The organism is uncultured Salinicola sp., from assembly GCF_937921195.1.
GTDB lineage: Bacteria > Pseudomonadota > Gammaproteobacteria > Pseudomonadales > Halomonadaceae > Salinicola.
In genome coordinates this window covers 1-13741 of the sequence record NZ_CALFQK010000111.1, presented here as the reverse complement: position 1 = coordinate 13741, position 13741 = coordinate 1, and the positions used below count along the sequence as shown (strand labels likewise).

At 65.4% G+C, this 13741-nt stretch carries 14 protein-coding genes and 1 riboswitch; of the genes, 1 reads left to right on the top strand and 13 read right to left on the bottom strand.

Features of this window, described 5'->3' with window-relative positions; genetic code table 11:
- From Q0602_RS12725 to Q0602_RS12670, 12 genes are all read right to left on the bottom strand, one after another.
- Positions 1-460: DUF2243 domain-containing protein (locus tag Q0602_RS12725; protein ID WP_298843831.1), on the bottom strand; the 460-nt coding region annotated here is incomplete at its 3' end.
- A 317-nt stretch (positions 461-777) separates the two neighbouring features.
- A complete protein-coding gene (chrA, locus tag Q0602_RS12720; protein WP_298843828.1) occupies positions 778-1971 on the bottom strand; it encodes a chromate efflux transporter in 1194 nt (397 codons plus the stop codon).
- A 42-nt stretch (positions 1972-2013) separates the two neighbouring features.
- On the bottom strand, positions 2014-3324 hold the full coding sequence (locus tag Q0602_RS12715) for an arsenic transporter (protein WP_298843825.1): 1311 nt from the start codon (positions 3322-3324) through the stop codon (positions 2014-2016).
- 213 nt (positions 3325-3537) lie between these two features.
- Positions 3538-4290, bottom strand: a complete 753-nt coding sequence (gene arsH, locus Q0602_RS12710) for an arsenical resistance protein ArsH (RefSeq protein ID WP_298843822.1) — start codon at positions 4288-4290, stop codon at positions 3538-3540.
- Positions 4283-4699 (bottom strand): arsenate reductase (glutaredoxin), encoded by a 417-nt coding sequence (gene arsC, locus Q0602_RS12705; RefSeq protein ID WP_295034935.1) that lies wholly within the window; start codon positions 4697-4699, stop codon positions 4283-4285. Before arsC ends, arsH begins: the two co-directional genes overlap by 8 nt.
- Before the next feature lie 7 nt (positions 4700-4706).
- Positions 4707-5084 carry a helix-turn-helix transcriptional regulator gene (locus tag Q0602_RS12700; RefSeq protein WP_295034937.1) on the bottom strand — a complete coding sequence of 126 codons (378 nt, stop codon included), beginning with the start codon at positions 5082-5084 and terminating at the stop codon, positions 4707-4709.
- Positions 5085-5179: 95 nt separating this feature from the next.
- A complete protein-coding gene (locus tag Q0602_RS12695) occupies positions 5180-5515 on the bottom strand; it encodes a DUF190 domain-containing protein (RefSeq protein WP_298843816.1) in 336 nt (111 codons plus the stop codon).
- A complete protein-coding gene (gene crcB / locus Q0602_RS12690; protein ID WP_298843813.1) occupies positions 5512-5913 on the bottom strand; it encodes a fluoride efflux transporter CrcB in 402 nt (133 codons plus the stop codon). Before crcB ends, Q0602_RS12695 begins: the two co-directional genes overlap by 4 nt.
- A 102-nt stretch (positions 5914-6015) precedes the next feature.
- Positions 6016-6100: riboswitch (Fluoride riboswitch) on the bottom strand.
- An 83-nt stretch (positions 6101-6183) separates the two neighbouring features.
- Entirely contained in the window at positions 6184-7098 is a 915-nt protein-coding gene (locus Q0602_RS12685) for an MBL fold metallo-hydrolase (RefSeq protein WP_298843810.1), read from the bottom strand.
- A 212-nt stretch (positions 7099-7310) separates the two neighbouring features.
- Positions 7311-9266 carry a tripartite tricarboxylate transporter permease gene (locus tag Q0602_RS12680; protein WP_298843807.1) on the bottom strand — a complete coding sequence of 652 codons (1956 nt, stop codon included), beginning with the start codon at positions 9264-9266 and terminating at the stop codon, positions 7311-7313.
- 40 nt (positions 9267-9306) lie between these two features.
- Positions 9307-10416, bottom strand: coding sequence for a tricarboxylate transporter (locus tag Q0602_RS12675; protein WP_298843804.1), 1110 nt, complete (start codon positions 10414-10416; stop codon positions 9307-9309).
- 47 nt (positions 10417-10463) lie between these two features.
- The gene (locus Q0602_RS12670) at positions 10464-11543 is read right to left on the bottom strand and encodes a 4-oxalomesaconate tautomerase (protein WP_298843801.1); all 1080 of its coding nucleotides are present in this window, start codon (positions 11541-11543) and stop codon (positions 10464-10466) included.
- Positions 11544-11795: 252 nt separating this feature from the next.
- Here Q0602_RS12670 and Q0602_RS12665 point away from each other — a divergent pair, with 252 nt between their 5' ends.
- A complete protein-coding gene (locus tag Q0602_RS12665) occupies positions 11796-12722 on the top strand; it encodes a LysR family transcriptional regulator (protein ID WP_298843798.1) in 927 nt (308 codons plus the stop codon).
- A gap of 147 nt (positions 12723-12869) precedes the next feature.
- Here Q0602_RS12665 and Q0602_RS12660 read toward each other — a convergent pair.
- Positions 12870-13741 (bottom strand): LysR family transcriptional regulator (locus tag Q0602_RS12660; RefSeq protein ID WP_298843795.1); only part of this gene is annotated, 872 nt, incomplete at its 5' end.

The window sequence follows — 13741 nt, the reverse complement described above, 5'->3', positions numbered from 1 at the left end:
GCTGCCTCAACGCCTCGCCCCGCCGGGCCCGGCGCAGCAGCCAGTAACCGATGGCGAGCAGCAGCAGGCCGGCCAGGTTCCAGCAGAGGTCGTACACCAGTAGATTGTCCACGTAGCGGACCTGATGGAGCCCCAGGATCTTGTGGTCGACGATGCCGTCGAAGAGCTGGAACCCGCCCATTCCCAGCAGGAACCCCGCGCCTCGGTAACCGGGGGCGTGCTGTCCGGTCTCGTGGAGCCGCAGCATCAGCGCGCCACCGATGACCAGCATCACCAGCTCCAGCGTGTGCAGGAGCCCGTCCGAGGCCAGCGCCAGCGCCGAGTTGTCGGTTTCGACGAAGTGGTGCCAGGCCAGTACCTGATGAAATACGATCTCGTCGAGCGCCGCCATGATACCGATGCCCAACAGGACGGCGGCCAGCATCGTCGCCCCGGTTCGCCGCTGAACCCGCTCGCTCATATCGATCCCCTCGTGCAGATACGTCTTCACTTCGCGACGCCAGGCGGATGCAAAAAAACCCCGGCCGCTGGGGCCGGGGTTAGATCGTGGCGATTCCTTGCCAACTCGCCATGGCATCCTGCCATGCGTCCCTGTGAACATCGCTTCCCGCGACTCCTTCCTTGGCACTGCGTCTTCCTGACGCTGCAAGATCACCGTACGCCCTCGAGTCATCGATGAAGTTCATACAGGTTAAAGAAGGGCGGAAGATATGTTTCTTTATGTAACGCAATCCCGCTTTGCCGCTCGGCAGCCATCGATGGCTCGTCGCTCGCCCATCAGCCAGCCAGCACAGTGACCAGGGGGAGCGCGATCACGACCAGCCACGCCGGCCAGCGCCATACCGTCAGCAGCAGGAAGCCGGCCAGCGCCAGCGCGAAATCGGCCGGCTCGACAATGGCGCCTTGCCAGATTGGGGCGTACAGCGCGGCCCCCAGAATGCCAACCACCGCCGCGTTCGTGCCCTGGATCAGCCTCTGCGCGGTCGACGAGGCGCGCAATCGGTCCCAATGCGGAAGGACGCCCACCAGCAATAGCATGCCCGGCAGAAAAATCATGACCGTCGCCACTGCCGCCAGTATCCCGCCATGGACGCCGGGCGCCATCGCCGCCCCCAGATAGGCGGAGAAGGTAAATAGCGGCCCCGGCACGGCCTGCGCTGCCCCGTAACCGGTCAGGAACGTGCTCTCCGATATCCAACCGGGATCGACCACCTCGGCCTGCAGCAGCGGCAGCACGACATGGCCGCCACCGAAGACGAGCGCTCCGGCTCGATAGAACGCATCCATGACCGCGACGACCTCGCCTCCCCCTGTCGACGCCACCAGAGGAAGCAGCAGCAGGAGAAGGAAGAACAGCGCAAGCGCGAACAGGCTAGCGCGCCCGGAGAGCTCGCGGCGATCGGGCCGGGTCATCGTCGTCGCCGGCCGACACCACCAGACGCCGAGGCCGGCTCCCGCCGCGATGGCACCCAACTGGCCTGCCGTGCCGCCGATGAAGACGGCCATGAACACGGCCACCAGGGCGATCCCGGCCCGAGTCCGGTCGGGACACAGTTTTCCGGCCATCCCCCAGACCGCATTGGCGACCACGGCGACGGCCACCAGCTTGAGACCATGAATCAGGGACTGGCCGACATCGCCCCCCAGCGCCGACGCGCCGGAGGCGAACAGCGCCAGCGCGATGGCCGAGGGCAACGTGAACGCACACCAGGCAGCTAGCGCGCCGGGTAGGCCGCCCCGTCGCAGGCCGATGGCGAAGCCGACCTGGCTGCTGGCGGGACCGGGCAGGAACTGGCACAGCGCGACGAGGTCGGCGAAATCCGACTCGGAAAGCCATCCCCGACGCACCACGAAAGCCTCGCGGAAATATCCCAGGTGCGCGATGGGGCCGCCGAAGGAGGTCAGGCCGAGCAGCATAAACGTCCGGAATATCTCCCCACGGCGGGAGTGGGGATGCCGGGTCCCGGTCATGTCGACACTCCTTGTTTGCGGCGACCTTTGTCACCACACACCTTACGGTGTGGAAATGACAGGCAGCCACAACGCCAGCGCGACGAGCGTCGCCAGCAGTACCGGCGGGGTGATCAGAAGGCCGATCTTCATGTACTGCCCCCAGCCGATCTTGTAACCCTTGCCGGCCAGTACGTGCAGCCACAGTAGCGTCGCCAGGCTGCCGATGGGGGTGAACTTCGGCCCCAGGTCGTTGCCGATCACATTGGCGTAGACCATCAGCTCCTGGGTCACCGCCGGCACCTGGGCCCGGTCGATGGCCAGCGCCCCCACCAGAGTCGACGGCAGGTTGTTCATGATCGAGGCGACGATGGCGGAGAGGAAGCCGGTGCCGATGGTGGCGATGAAGTCGCCCTGCCCGGCCAGCCACTGCAGTGCCCGGGCGCCATAGGCGGTCAGGCCCGCGTTGCCCAACCCGTAGACCACCAGGTACATGCCGATGGAGAACAGCACGATCTGCCACGGCGCGCCCTTGAGCGCCGCGGTGACCGACACGGCGGCGCCCTTGCCGCCCTGCCACCAGCGACCGGCGATCGCCATCAGCACGATCGCCGCGGCCCCGGTCACGAAGGCAATGGGAACGCCCAGCGGCGCGGTGACGAAGTAGGCGACGAGCAGCACCGCCAGCAGCGGAAACGCGGCGCGGAAGACCAGCGGGTCGACAATCGTCGAGCGCGGGGCATCGAGTTCCTCGACCGAGTAGCGCTTGGGAATCCGACGGCCGAAGGCGATCCAGAGCACGCCCAGGGTCGCCGCCAGCGAGACCAGGTTGACCGGCACCATGACCGCCGCGTAGCGGTCGAAGCCGATGTCGAAGTAGTTGGCGCTGACGATATTGACCAGGTTGGAGATGACCAGCGGCAGGCTGGTGGAATCGGCGACGAAGCCGGTGGCGATGATGAACGCCAGCGCCGCCGGCGGCGCGAAGTCCAGCCGCAGCAGGATCGCGATCACGATCGGGGTCAGCAGCAGCGCCGCACCGTCGTTGGCGAAGAACGCCGCGATCACCGCGCCCAGCACCACCACCAGCGGGAACAGCAGGTGCCCGCGGCCGTTGCCCCAACGGGCGACATGCAGTGCTGCCCAGGCGAAGAATCCGGCCTCGTCGAGAAGCAGCGAGATGACGATCAGGGCGACGAAGGTGAAGGTCGCATCCCACACGATATCCCACACCACACCGACGTCGGACAGCTGCACCACGCCCGCCAGCAGTGCCACCAGCGCCCCGCCGAGGGCGCTCCAGCCGATCCCCAGGCCCTTGGGCTGCCAGATCACCAGGACCAGGGTGACGACGAAAATAGCCAGTGCCAGCATCGAATGCCCCTGCGTTCAGTGAGTACTTTTTAGTGAGTACGTTTAGCCAGTACGTTCTAGGGTTTGTACGAAAAGTCGGCGAGCGAAGGCAAGACAAGGCAAAAATCGGCGAAAGAGGACCGGGCTGGCGCTCCAGTTTACGGGGTGTAAATGAGCATCTTGAGCCGGTTTTTAACGCCGTATTGCCGAGTGCAGGCAGTTTTCGTACAGAGCCTAGTGAGTGCCTTGATTGACGCGACGCGAGAGTGCTTCCGCGCTCTCGACCCGCTCGGAATAGCGATCGGTAAGATAGGCCGAGCGCCCCCGCGTCAGCCAGGTGAATTTCACCAGTTCCTCGCAGACATCGACGATGCGCATGTAGAGCGGCGAGAGTTTCATCCGTCCGGCCTCGTCGAACTCGGTGAATGCCCTGGGTACGGAGGACTGGTTGGGGATGGTGATCATCCGCATCCAGCGCCCCAGGATCCGCAGCTGATTGACCGCATTGAAGCTCTGGCTGCCGCCGGAGACCTCCATCACCGCCAGCGTCTTGCCCTGGGTCGGGCGCACGCCCCCCAGCGACAGCGGGATCCAGTCGATCTGGGCCTTCATGACCCCGGTCATGGCGCCGTGACGCTCCGGGCTGACCCACAGCATGCCGTCGGACCACTCGGCGAGAGCCCGCAGCTCCTGCACTTTGGGGTGTTCCGCCTCGGCGTCGTCCGGCAGCGGCAAGCCCGAAGGATCGAAGGTACGCACCTCGCAGCCGTACCAGCGCAGCAGTCGGCCCGCTTCCTCGGAGGCGAGCCGCGAGAAGGAGCGCTCGCGCAGGGAGCCGTAGAGCACCAGAATCCTCGGCGGATGACGCGGCGCGTCGGTTCCCATCAGCGCCTCGATATCGATCGGCTGCAGCTTCTCCGGATCGATATTGGGCAGATCGTCGGCGTCGACCGAATCGCTCATCGCACTCAGGTCTTTATCACTCATGCCCGGCCTCATCGGCCCGCACGACCTCGCCGTCTTCCTTGGTGAACGTCGCCACCGGGTTGGCCAGCAGCGCCAGCACGCGCTCCGAAGGTCGGCACAGCCGGGCCCCCTTGTCGGTGACCACGATCGGCCGGTTGATCAGGATCGGATGCGCCATCATCGCGTCGATCAACCGGTCATCGCTCAGGGCCGGATCGTCCAGGCCGAGTTCCTCGAACGGCGTACCCTTGCGGCGCAGCAGCTCTCGCGGCGTGATGCCCATCATCGAGATCAGCTCGACCAGGCGCTCGCGCGTGGGCGGCGTGTTCAGGTATTCGATCACGTCCGGCGTCTCGCCGGAGGCCTCGATCATCGCCAGCGTGTTGCGCGACGTGCCACAGGCGGGGTTGTGATAGATCAACGGTTTCATGACGCCCTCAAGGTTTGTCTTCGAGGTTCCGTTCGCCGCCCTGCTCGTCTTCAGCGGCGCAGCCACCCAGCGCAGACAGGAACGGTTCACAGACCTCCGGATGCCCGGCGCAGCAGTCACGCACCAGGAACTGGATCGTCTCTCTCATGTGGGAAAGATCGGCGCGATAGATGATCGACCGGCTCTGCCGCCGGGAGACGACCCACCCCGCCCGCGCCAGCACCGAAAGATGGGCCGACATGGTGTTGTGCGGCACGTCGAGCTGACGCGCGACCTCGCCGGCGGGCAGCCCCTCGGGCTCGTGGCGCACGAGCAGCCGGTAGGCTTCGAGCCGCGTCTCCTGGGACAGGGCGGCAAAGCTTTGAGTGACGCAATTTATGTCCATATGTCCAGAATATAAGACATATTGAACCCTGGCAATGGCATTGGAGGAAGATCCAACGGAATTGGCTCCCTCAGGAGCCGCCGGTTGCGCCGATCTCAGCCGCTATTGTCGTTCAACTGACCGAAGTGGACGGGCCGGCAGATGCAGAAGACCGGCGCCCCCGTTGCCTCGACGGCCGTCACGAAGCGCTCCGCCGTCTCCTCGTCCATCGCGTACATCAGCTCGATGGGCTGGTCGGCCAGGTCGAAGAAATGGGCGGAGTGCAGCTTGCCATCCGCCCCGGTCCCCTCGACGTCGCCGCGCTGGGTCATCCGACCGATGCCCAGGCCCTTCGCCGTCTCGACGATCCAGTCGTAGACACGCTTGCCGTCGTGGCGGCGTGATTCGGGCACGATGAATATCACCTCGTAACCGCTCTTGAGCCGATTCATTGTTGCGATCCTCCCAGCAGGTTCTGGATGACGCCGTAGGTCAAAAAGCCCAGTCCGGTCATGGCGAGCGAGCCCACCACGTGAATGCCGATGCCCAGCAGCGCCATGCCGTAGCGCCCCGCCTGGATGTTGCCGAACATCTCGGCGGAGAAGGTGGAAAACGTGGTCAGCGCGCCCAGGAAACCGGTGATCACGAACAGCCGGAGCTCCGGCGACAACGAGGGCAGTTGCGCGAAAAACGCGATGCCGATACCGATCAGCCACGCCCCCAGCAGGTTCGCCACCAGGGTGCCGGGCGGAATCGCCGGAAACAGGGCGTTGAGCCAGACACCCAACAGCCACCGCAGGTTCGCGCCGATCGCGGCACCGGCGCCGATCGACAATACGGACAACCACATACCAGACCTCCTCGATAAATCCATTTCGTAAAATGATCCGCTCGAGGAGACGAGCCAGCCAGGAAGGAAAGACGGACACCTGCTGACACGCCTCGACCGAAGCGCCTCGCAGGCATCATTAACCGATAGACGGTGGTTCGAGCGATCGGGAAAGCCGCTCGGGAGGAATGCCATCTCCCACGGCAAGACCTTAGCACCGAACGCGCCGGCCGCGCCACTGGCGGTCCCGGTACGCCACGCTGCCCTATTGATGCGCAGATTGGCGCCCTCTCACTCCCACGCCGCGCCTTCCAGGGCGTCGAGCGGAATCTTCAGATAGCGTTTGCCGTTGCTCTCCGGCTCGGGCAGTCGTCCGCCGAGGATGTTGACCTGCAGCGCGTGCAGGATCAGCTTCGGCATCGGCAATTCGCTGTCACGACGGTTGCGCAGCTCGACGTACTCGGCCTCGCTGCTCTCATTCAGGCGATGCTTGTTGGTCTCGCGCTGCTCGCGCACGGTGCTTTCCCACTGCGGTTCGCGGTCGTCGGGCATGTAGTCGTGGCCGGTGAACAGGCGCGTCTCGTCGGGCAGCGCCAGGATCGCCTGGATCGAGTGCCACAGCTGGTGCGCGCTCCCGCCAGGAAAGTCGGCGCGGGCGGTGCCGAAATCGGGCTGGAACAGGGTGTCGTGAACGAAGGCCGCATCGCCGATCACGTAGGTGATCGAGGCCAGCGTATGGCCCGGCGAGTGCATCACGCGGCAATCGATCTCGCCCAGCTTGAAGATGTCCCCCTCGCCGAACAGATGGTCCCACTGGCTGCCGTCGTCCTGCAGGTCCGGCCAGTTGTAGATCGCCTTCCAGAGCGCCTGCACTTGCGTGACCGGCCGGCCGATGGCGGTGGGCGCACCGGTCTTGTCATGCAGATAGCGCGCGGCGGAAAAGTGATCCGCGTGGGGATGGGTATCCAGAATCCAGTCGACCGCGAGCCCCTCCCGCTCGATGTAGGCCAAGAGCTCATCGGCCTGGAACGTCGCCGTGGCGCCGGACTTCTCATCGTAATCGAGCACCGGATCGATGATCGCGCAACGGCGCGTGGCGGGGTCGCTGACGACGTACTGGATGCTGAAGGTGCGGGGATCGAAAAAACCGGCGACGTCGGGTCGCCCCCCATGCGTATCACCTCGGGAGAGAGCGAAGGTATTCATGACGGCTCCTTGGGAAAGCATACCCTAGAGTAACGCCTGAATGGTTATAACGTTATATCGATTTTAAACTCCAAGACCGGTTTGGCGCCTGCGGTCATACCTCCGGGGCACAGTCGCTCTCGAGGCCGAAAAAAACGGCACCGGTGTCACCGGTGCCGTCCTGGTTCCAGCGTTCTTTTCCTGAGGCACGTGAGGTCCAGACGCGCGGGAAGCTAGAACAGCATCGCGTCCAGCCAGCCCATGGGATAGTGCAGGTTCAGCAGCGCCTGCATGCCCAGCAGGAAGGCGCCGATGCCGATGGCGACCAGCAGTGCCGCCGACCAGCGTGCCCTGGCAACGAACCGGATGAAGCCCAGCGTCATGAGGACCGCGGTGCTGATGAAGCCGAGTAGCGAGGCGACGACGATCAGGGCCAGCAGCCCGCCGAGCCAGACCAGCGGCTGGCCGATGGGCTGGCTGACCCAGGTCGCCTGCCCCTTCCACGCCTGGGCGCCGGCCAGCAAGGCGCCGACGGCCATGATCGCGATGGCCAGCATCGGGAAGATGCCGCCGATCATCGACATGCCGCTGACGTCGTACCAGGCACCAGCCGCCAGTGCGAGCATGCCCACGACCAGTACCAGATCGATCTTGCCGAAGGTCGGCGCCGGCGTGTCGGCCGTCTGGCGGTTAACGTCGGCACCCACCGCCAGCGGCGGCTGCCGGCGCAGGACCAGCCGCTTGATCAGCGGGAAGGCAAACGCCAGCGCGATCAATGCCAAAATGATGATGACGCCGGGGCGAAGAAACGCCGCCATGCCGTGGAACTGAACGCTCTGGTAGAAGTAGGTCTCGGCACCCGGTGCGAGCACGAAGCCGATCAGGAAAGCGGGACGGGACCAGCCGGCCTGCTTGAACAGCAGCCCGATGGCGCCGACGGCGACCAGCGTGTACCAGTCTCCCAGCGAACGGGTGGCCTGGAAGGCGGCGAACAGAATCAGCGTGGTGATCACCGGTGCCAGCAGCACGAAGGGGATTCGCGTGAGCTGGGCGACCGGACGCGCCAGCATCAGGCACAGCGCGGCACCGAGGATATTGGCCAGCGCCAGCGACCAGATGATGGTGTAAGTCAGATCCAGATGGGTGGTGATCATGCTCACCCCGGGCTCGAGTCCCAGCAGCAGCAGTCCGCCCAGGAAAATCGCCGCCGTGCCCGAACCCGGCACGCCGAACAGCAGCGTCGGCACCATGGCTCCGCAGGCACAGGCGTTGTTGGCCGATTCCGGCGCGATGACCCCGCGAATGTCGCCCTGGCCAAAATGTTTCTCGCCCTTGGCCGTCTTCGATGCGAACGCATAGGTGAGCCAGTCGACGACCGAGCCGGCGAGCCCGGGGATGGTGCCGATGAGGCTCCCCATGCCGGCGCACTTGGCGACCAGGCCGCGATTGTCGACGACGTCGCGAATGCCCTGGCGCCATCCGTGCCCCAGCGAGGTCTGCTCCCGGGCGATGCTGCCGCGCCGGATGAGCAGATCGACGATCTCCGGCAACGCGAAGATCGCCAGCCCCACGACGATCAGCGGGATGCCGTCGAACAGATACTCGACGCCCAGGTTGAGGCGAAACTCGCCGGTCGCCGGCGCCGTCCCGATCGCCCCGGCCAGCAACCCCAGACCGCAGGCGGCCATGCCCTTGAACAGGCTGTCGCCGGAGAGCACCGCGACCATGGCCAGTCCCAGCAGCGTCAGCACGAACAGCTCCGCCGACGAGAACGCCAGCACCAGCGGCCGCGCGACCAGGATGAACCCGGTCAGCACGATGGCGCCGATGACGCCGCCGCACAGCGATGACAGGAAGGCGCTGGCCAGGGCCCGCGCCGCCTGCCCCTTCTTGGCCAGCGGGAAGCCGTCCATCACGGTGGCCTGGGAGGCGCTCGAGCCGGGGATTCCCATCAGCACCGAGGTGAACGTGTCTCCCGTGGGGATCACCGCGACCATGCCCATCAGCATGCCCAGCGCCAACCCCGGCTCCATGCCGTAGAGAAACGGCAGCAGCAGCGCCATGCCGGCGATACCCCCCAACCCGGGAATGATGCCGACCAGCAGACCGATCATCACCCCCAGACCCATGTAGACCAGATGCGAGGCACTGAATACCTCACCTAAACTCGCGACCAAGGCATCTATCATTGTGTTGTCTCCTCATACCGTCTCGGCGACGACGAATCAGTTAACGCGTCACGACCCGCACGCCGTAACGATCCTTGAGCCAGTCGACGACCCATTGACGACGGGCATCGCTGAGTTCCATCGCGGACGCCAGCTGCCTGGCGGCGACCTCTCCCACGACCGGCTCGTATGGCCCGACCTGCTGACGTGCGGCGGCCAGAAAGTCCGCGTTCGTCGTCAGCGCCTTGGCACCGGCGCGATAGCCCGCCAGCAGCTTGGCGTCGACCTGCCTGGGCACCAGCAGCAGCTTCTGCAGGGCGTAGCCGGAGGCGAAGAACTTGTGGAAGACCTCGTAGGCGACGTCGTCTCGGCTGGCGCCGGGCTGGGCCAGATAGAGTTCCGAGAACGTGGGCAGATCGGGGAAGGCGGGGTCACGCACGATCACGCCCTCTTCGTTCATCACGCCCAGCGAAAAGAGCGGCACGGCCTGTCCGGATTCGACCAGCGGCGCGACGCTGCTGAAGTAGGCAGAGGTGGTCTGGAAATCGACCCCGGCCTCTCCGCGCTCGAACGCCAGGCGCCCCTCGCCACGACTGCGCATGCCGAAGACCGGCTCGACCGCCAGGCCCAGCATGTCGAATGCCAGCATCACCGGCATCTCGAGCCCGGTCGGCGTCTGCATCGCGAACTTCGTCGGCTCCTCGCGCAGATTGGCGAGGATCTCGCCGGTCTCCTGGCCGAAACGCGGCTGGACGTAGACCACGCCACCGGTGGGCGCGGCAATGATCGGCGTCCACTTGGCGTAATCGAAGCGGACCCGCGGATCCTTGAGCATGGCCGGGAACTGCGTGGAGGCCGAGGTGACCAGCATCTCCTCGCCATTGGGCTGAGCGCGGGTATAGAAGAGATTGGTGCCGGTGATCGAACCGCCCCCGGGTACGTTGTCGATGACGATGGCGGGATGCGAGGGCAGCGACTGCGCCATCCAGTGCGACATGAAGCGCGCCCAGACATCGGTGCCCCCGCCGACCCCGAACGGCACGGTCCAGGTCAGCGTGTCGGGCGTGGGCTGGGCATCGTCGGCTTCGGCGAATAGCGGTAACAGCGCCAACGCACAGGCGATCCACCAGCGCCGGCAAGGCATTCGCGAGAGTTTCGGCTTGGCGTGCATATCCTCTCCTTCTCTTGGTTTTATGTTGGATGGCGTGTCCGACGTCCTCAGCCGGCGGCATCCAGCTCCAGCGTTTCCGGGACGAATACCGAACCGCTGAACAGCCGACGAGCGGTACGCACCAGCGAGCAGCGCGGCCACTGCTGCCCCGCGGGCCAATGGCTGACGACGCCCAACCGCCCGCTCGGATGCTCGAACTCCATCAGTCCGCTGTCGTCCGGCAAGCTGGCGAGACCGTCGGTGATCCCGCGTGCATCGGCGCATGACACGGCAAGCCCCACCGCACCGGTGATGGCAAGCGCGCGATGACAACGATGCGGCATGAAATAGCGCACCTGCAGAGTACCGCCCGCTTGCGGCGCGCTGATCAGGACGGGTTTCGGGATCACCTTGTCGGCGACATCGCCCAGCCCCATGGCGGCCCCGGCCTGTCGCCGGATCGACTCCAGCCTGGCCATCAGCTCGCGATCCCCGTCGAGTTCGGCCGGCGACTCGTCACCCCGCTTGCCGAAGTCCGCCGCCCGCATCAGAACCATGGGCATGGCGGCGTCGAGACAGGTCACCTCGAGGCCGTCGATGACGTCCCGTGGATGGCCGGTGGGATAGAGCTCGCCGGTCTTCGCTCCCACGGCGTTGCGAAACTCCAGCAACACCGGCGCGGCCGTGCCGGGGACACCATCGATACGCGTCTCGCCGACGTAAGTGACCCGTCCGTCCGGCGTCTGGATATCGGCGTCGATGACGCTCTGGGTGTTGACGTTGCGGATCGTGACCCGCGTGACATCGCCCCGGGCCGCCACCAGCCCCTGCTCGATGGCGAAGGGGCCGACCGCGCTCAGCATGTTGCCGCAGTTGGGGGAGGTATCCACGCGCCGCTGTTCGACCATGACCTGGACGAACAGGTAATCCACATCGATACCGGGCTCCGACGAGGGCGACACGATGGCGACCTTGCTGGTCTGCGGATAACCGCCGCCGATGCCGTCCACCTCCAGCTCGTTGCCCGACCCCATCAGCGCCAGCAGCATCTCGTCGCGCCGGGCAGGATCCCGGGGCAGATCGCTACCCAGAAATACCGGGCCCTTCGATGTACCACCGCGCATCAGCACGCAGGGAATGGCTTGCATAGATCGTTCCTTCCACGTTTCGGCCGACCCGCGGCCACTGGTGGAGGGCAAACTCGCATGCTTGTATCAAGCGATCCAATGCAATTATCGTGGGCATTGATGCACTAGACACATCAATGGGCAGGACAAATACAACCAATTGATATTGAAGAGAAAAATGCTTCAGGCGCTGCAATTTACAGAGACGTCTGCCGAGGCGGCATTAGACCAATGAACTATAAGTTTTGAGCCATGAACCATGGGTTTTAAGTCATGAACTATGAGCTGCAGCAGATCCAGGCGTTCCTCAAGGTCGCGGAACTGGAGAGCTTCCAGGCGGCGGCGCAGTCGCTCAATCTCTCCCAGCCCGCCCTGAGCCGGCGCATCAAGAAGCTGGAATCCATCCTGGGTACGCCGCTATTGGCGCGCACGACTCGCAGCGTGTCGCTCACCACCGTGGGGCGGGACTTCTTCCCCCAGGCCAAACGACTGGTGGATGAGTTCGACCATGCGCTGTTCAACATTCGCGCCCTGGCCGAGAACCGGATCGGCCAGATCACGCTGGCCTGCATTCCCACCGCCGCGTTCTATTTCCTGCCGGCGGTCATTCGGGAGTACAACGCCCGCTATCCCAATATCCGAATTCGCCTTCTCGACCTGAGCGCAAACGACGGACTCGGTGCCGTGCTCAGCGGCGAGGCGGAATTCGGCATCAACATGCTCAGCGGGCATCACCCCGATATCGTCTTTACCCCCCTGGTCGTCGAGCCGTTCGTGCTGGTGTGCCGGCACGACCATCCGCTGGCGGCGCATGGCAGCGTCACCTGGAGCGAGCTCAGCACGCACAAGCTGATCGGGGTGGGAAAGATGAGCGGCAACCGGATGCTGCTGGACCATGAACTCTCGTCGCTGACCCAGCGACCGACCTGGTTCTACGAGGTCCAGCACCTGTCGACCTCGCTCGGCATGGTCGAGGCCGGACTGGGCGTGGCGGCGGTCCCCCGCTTGTCGATGCCCGATCAGGAGCACCCGCTGCTGGTCCAGCGCCCCCTGGTCGAGCCGCTGGTGAAACGGACCCTGGGCATGGTGCGACGCCGGGACAGCGCGCTCTCCCCGGCCGCGGAACGCTTCGTCGAAACGCTGCTGAAACACTGGGACAAGAGCGGCGTCGAGGGCAGCACCGGGCCGATCAACTTGTAACGACGCAGCTCCCGTCGACCAATCGCCCATGGAGCCCTTGCGACGTGAGCAGGACAAGGTCGAAGTGATCGACCATGACCACGACGGGTCGAGCCGCGTCCACGGCCATGCCGGCCAAGGCCTGGCCGGGACGAGGTATCGAACCGATCATGCGTCGATACCCAAGCCCCAGCGCTGCGGGGTCTGTTCGAAGCTCTCGATCAGCAGTTCGGTGAGGGCGCGGATCTTGCGGGAGGGATACTGGCCTGGCGGCCGGACGACGTAGGCTCCTGCCGGCGGGGGCGGATGGTCCGTCATTACCGGTACCAGCGCGCCGGCAGCCACGTGCTCATGGGTGAGGCAATCAGGCAGGTAGCCGATCCCGAGCCCGGCGACGGCCGCGGCGACCAGGGCCAGACCGTTGTCGGCCTTGAAGCTGCCCTGTGGGCGAACCGTGATGGTCTTGTCGCCATCCAGGAGTTTCCAGGTCTCGGTGCCTTGCATGAGGGCCTGATGTTCGACGAGCTCGTCCGGCGTTGCGGGCGCGCCGTGCGCCTCGACATAGCTCGGGCTGGCGACGAGCTTCCCGGAGATCGGGCCGACACGTCTTGCGACCAGGTCCGAGTCCTGCAGGTAGCCAACCCGTATCGCGCAATCGTAGCCCTCCGCGATCAGGTCCACGAAGCGGTCGCTGTAACTGGTATGGATGTGAAGCCGCGGGTGACGTCGCGCCATTTCCGCCAGCACGGGAGCGAAATGCGTCGGGCCGAAGGAAAGCGGAGCGGCAACACGCAAGCGGCCGCGAAGGTCGCCGGCGGGGAGGATCGTTTCCCTGGCCACATCGATCTCGGCGCAGACTCTCGCTGCATAGTCACGAAACGTGGCTCCGGCCTCGGTAAGCGCCGCGCCGCGGGTGGTTCGTGCCAGAAGCTGGATACCCAGCTCCGATTCGAGCCGCGACAGCCGCCGGCTGACGATCGACTTGGAGACACCGAGCCGGCGTGCGGCGGGTGAGATGCCTCCCCCGTCAGCGATTTCCA

What these genes read in the sequence shown, in the direction of transcription:
- chrA (WP_298843828.1), bottom strand. Translation starts at nt 1,971, where the DNA reads ATGACCGGGACCCGGCATCCCCACTCCCGCCGTGGGGAGATATTCCGG.
- Q0602_RS12715 (WP_298843825.1), bottom strand. Translation starts at nt 3,324, where the DNA reads ATGCTGGCACTGGCTATTTTCGTCGTCACCCTGGTCCTGGTGATCTGG.
- arsH (WP_298843822.1), bottom strand. Translation starts at nt 4,290, where the DNA reads ATGAGTGATAAAGACCTGAGTGCGATGAGCGATTCGGTCGACGCCGAC.
- arsC (WP_295034935.1), bottom strand. Translation starts at nt 4,699, where the DNA reads ATGAAACCGTTGATCTATCACAACCCCGCCTGTGGCACGTCGCGCAAC.
- Q0602_RS12700 (WP_295034937.1), bottom strand. Translation starts at nt 5,084, where the DNA reads ATGGACATAAATTGCGTCACTCAAAGCTTTGCCGCCCTGTCCCAGGAG.
- Q0602_RS12695 (WP_298843816.1), bottom strand. Translation starts at nt 5,515, where the DNA reads ATGAATCGGCTCAAGAGCGGTTACGAGGTGATATTCATCGTGCCCGAA.
- crcB (WP_298843813.1), bottom strand. Translation starts at nt 5,913, where the DNA reads ATGTGGTTGTCCGTATTGTCGATCGGCGCCGGTGCCGCGATCGGCGCG.
- Q0602_RS12685 (WP_298843810.1), bottom strand. Translation starts at nt 7,098, where the DNA reads ATGAATACCTTCGCTCTCTCCCGAGGTGATACGCATGGGGGGCGACCC.
- Q0602_RS12680 (WP_298843807.1), bottom strand. Translation starts at nt 9,266, where the DNA reads ATGATAGATGCCTTGGTCGCGAGTTTAGGTGAGGTATTCAGTGCCTCG.
- Q0602_RS12675 (WP_298843804.1), bottom strand. Translation starts at nt 10,416, where the DNA reads ATGCACGCCAAGCCGAAACTCTCGCGAATGCCTTGCCGGCGCTGGTGG.
- Q0602_RS12670 (WP_298843801.1), bottom strand. Translation starts at nt 11,543, where the DNA reads ATGCAAGCCATTCCCTGCGTGCTGATGCGCGGTGGTACATCGAAGGGC.
- Q0602_RS12665 (WP_298843798.1), top strand. Translation starts at nt 11,796, where the DNA reads ATGAACTATGAGCTGCAGCAGATCCAGGCGTTCCTCAAGGTCGCGGAA.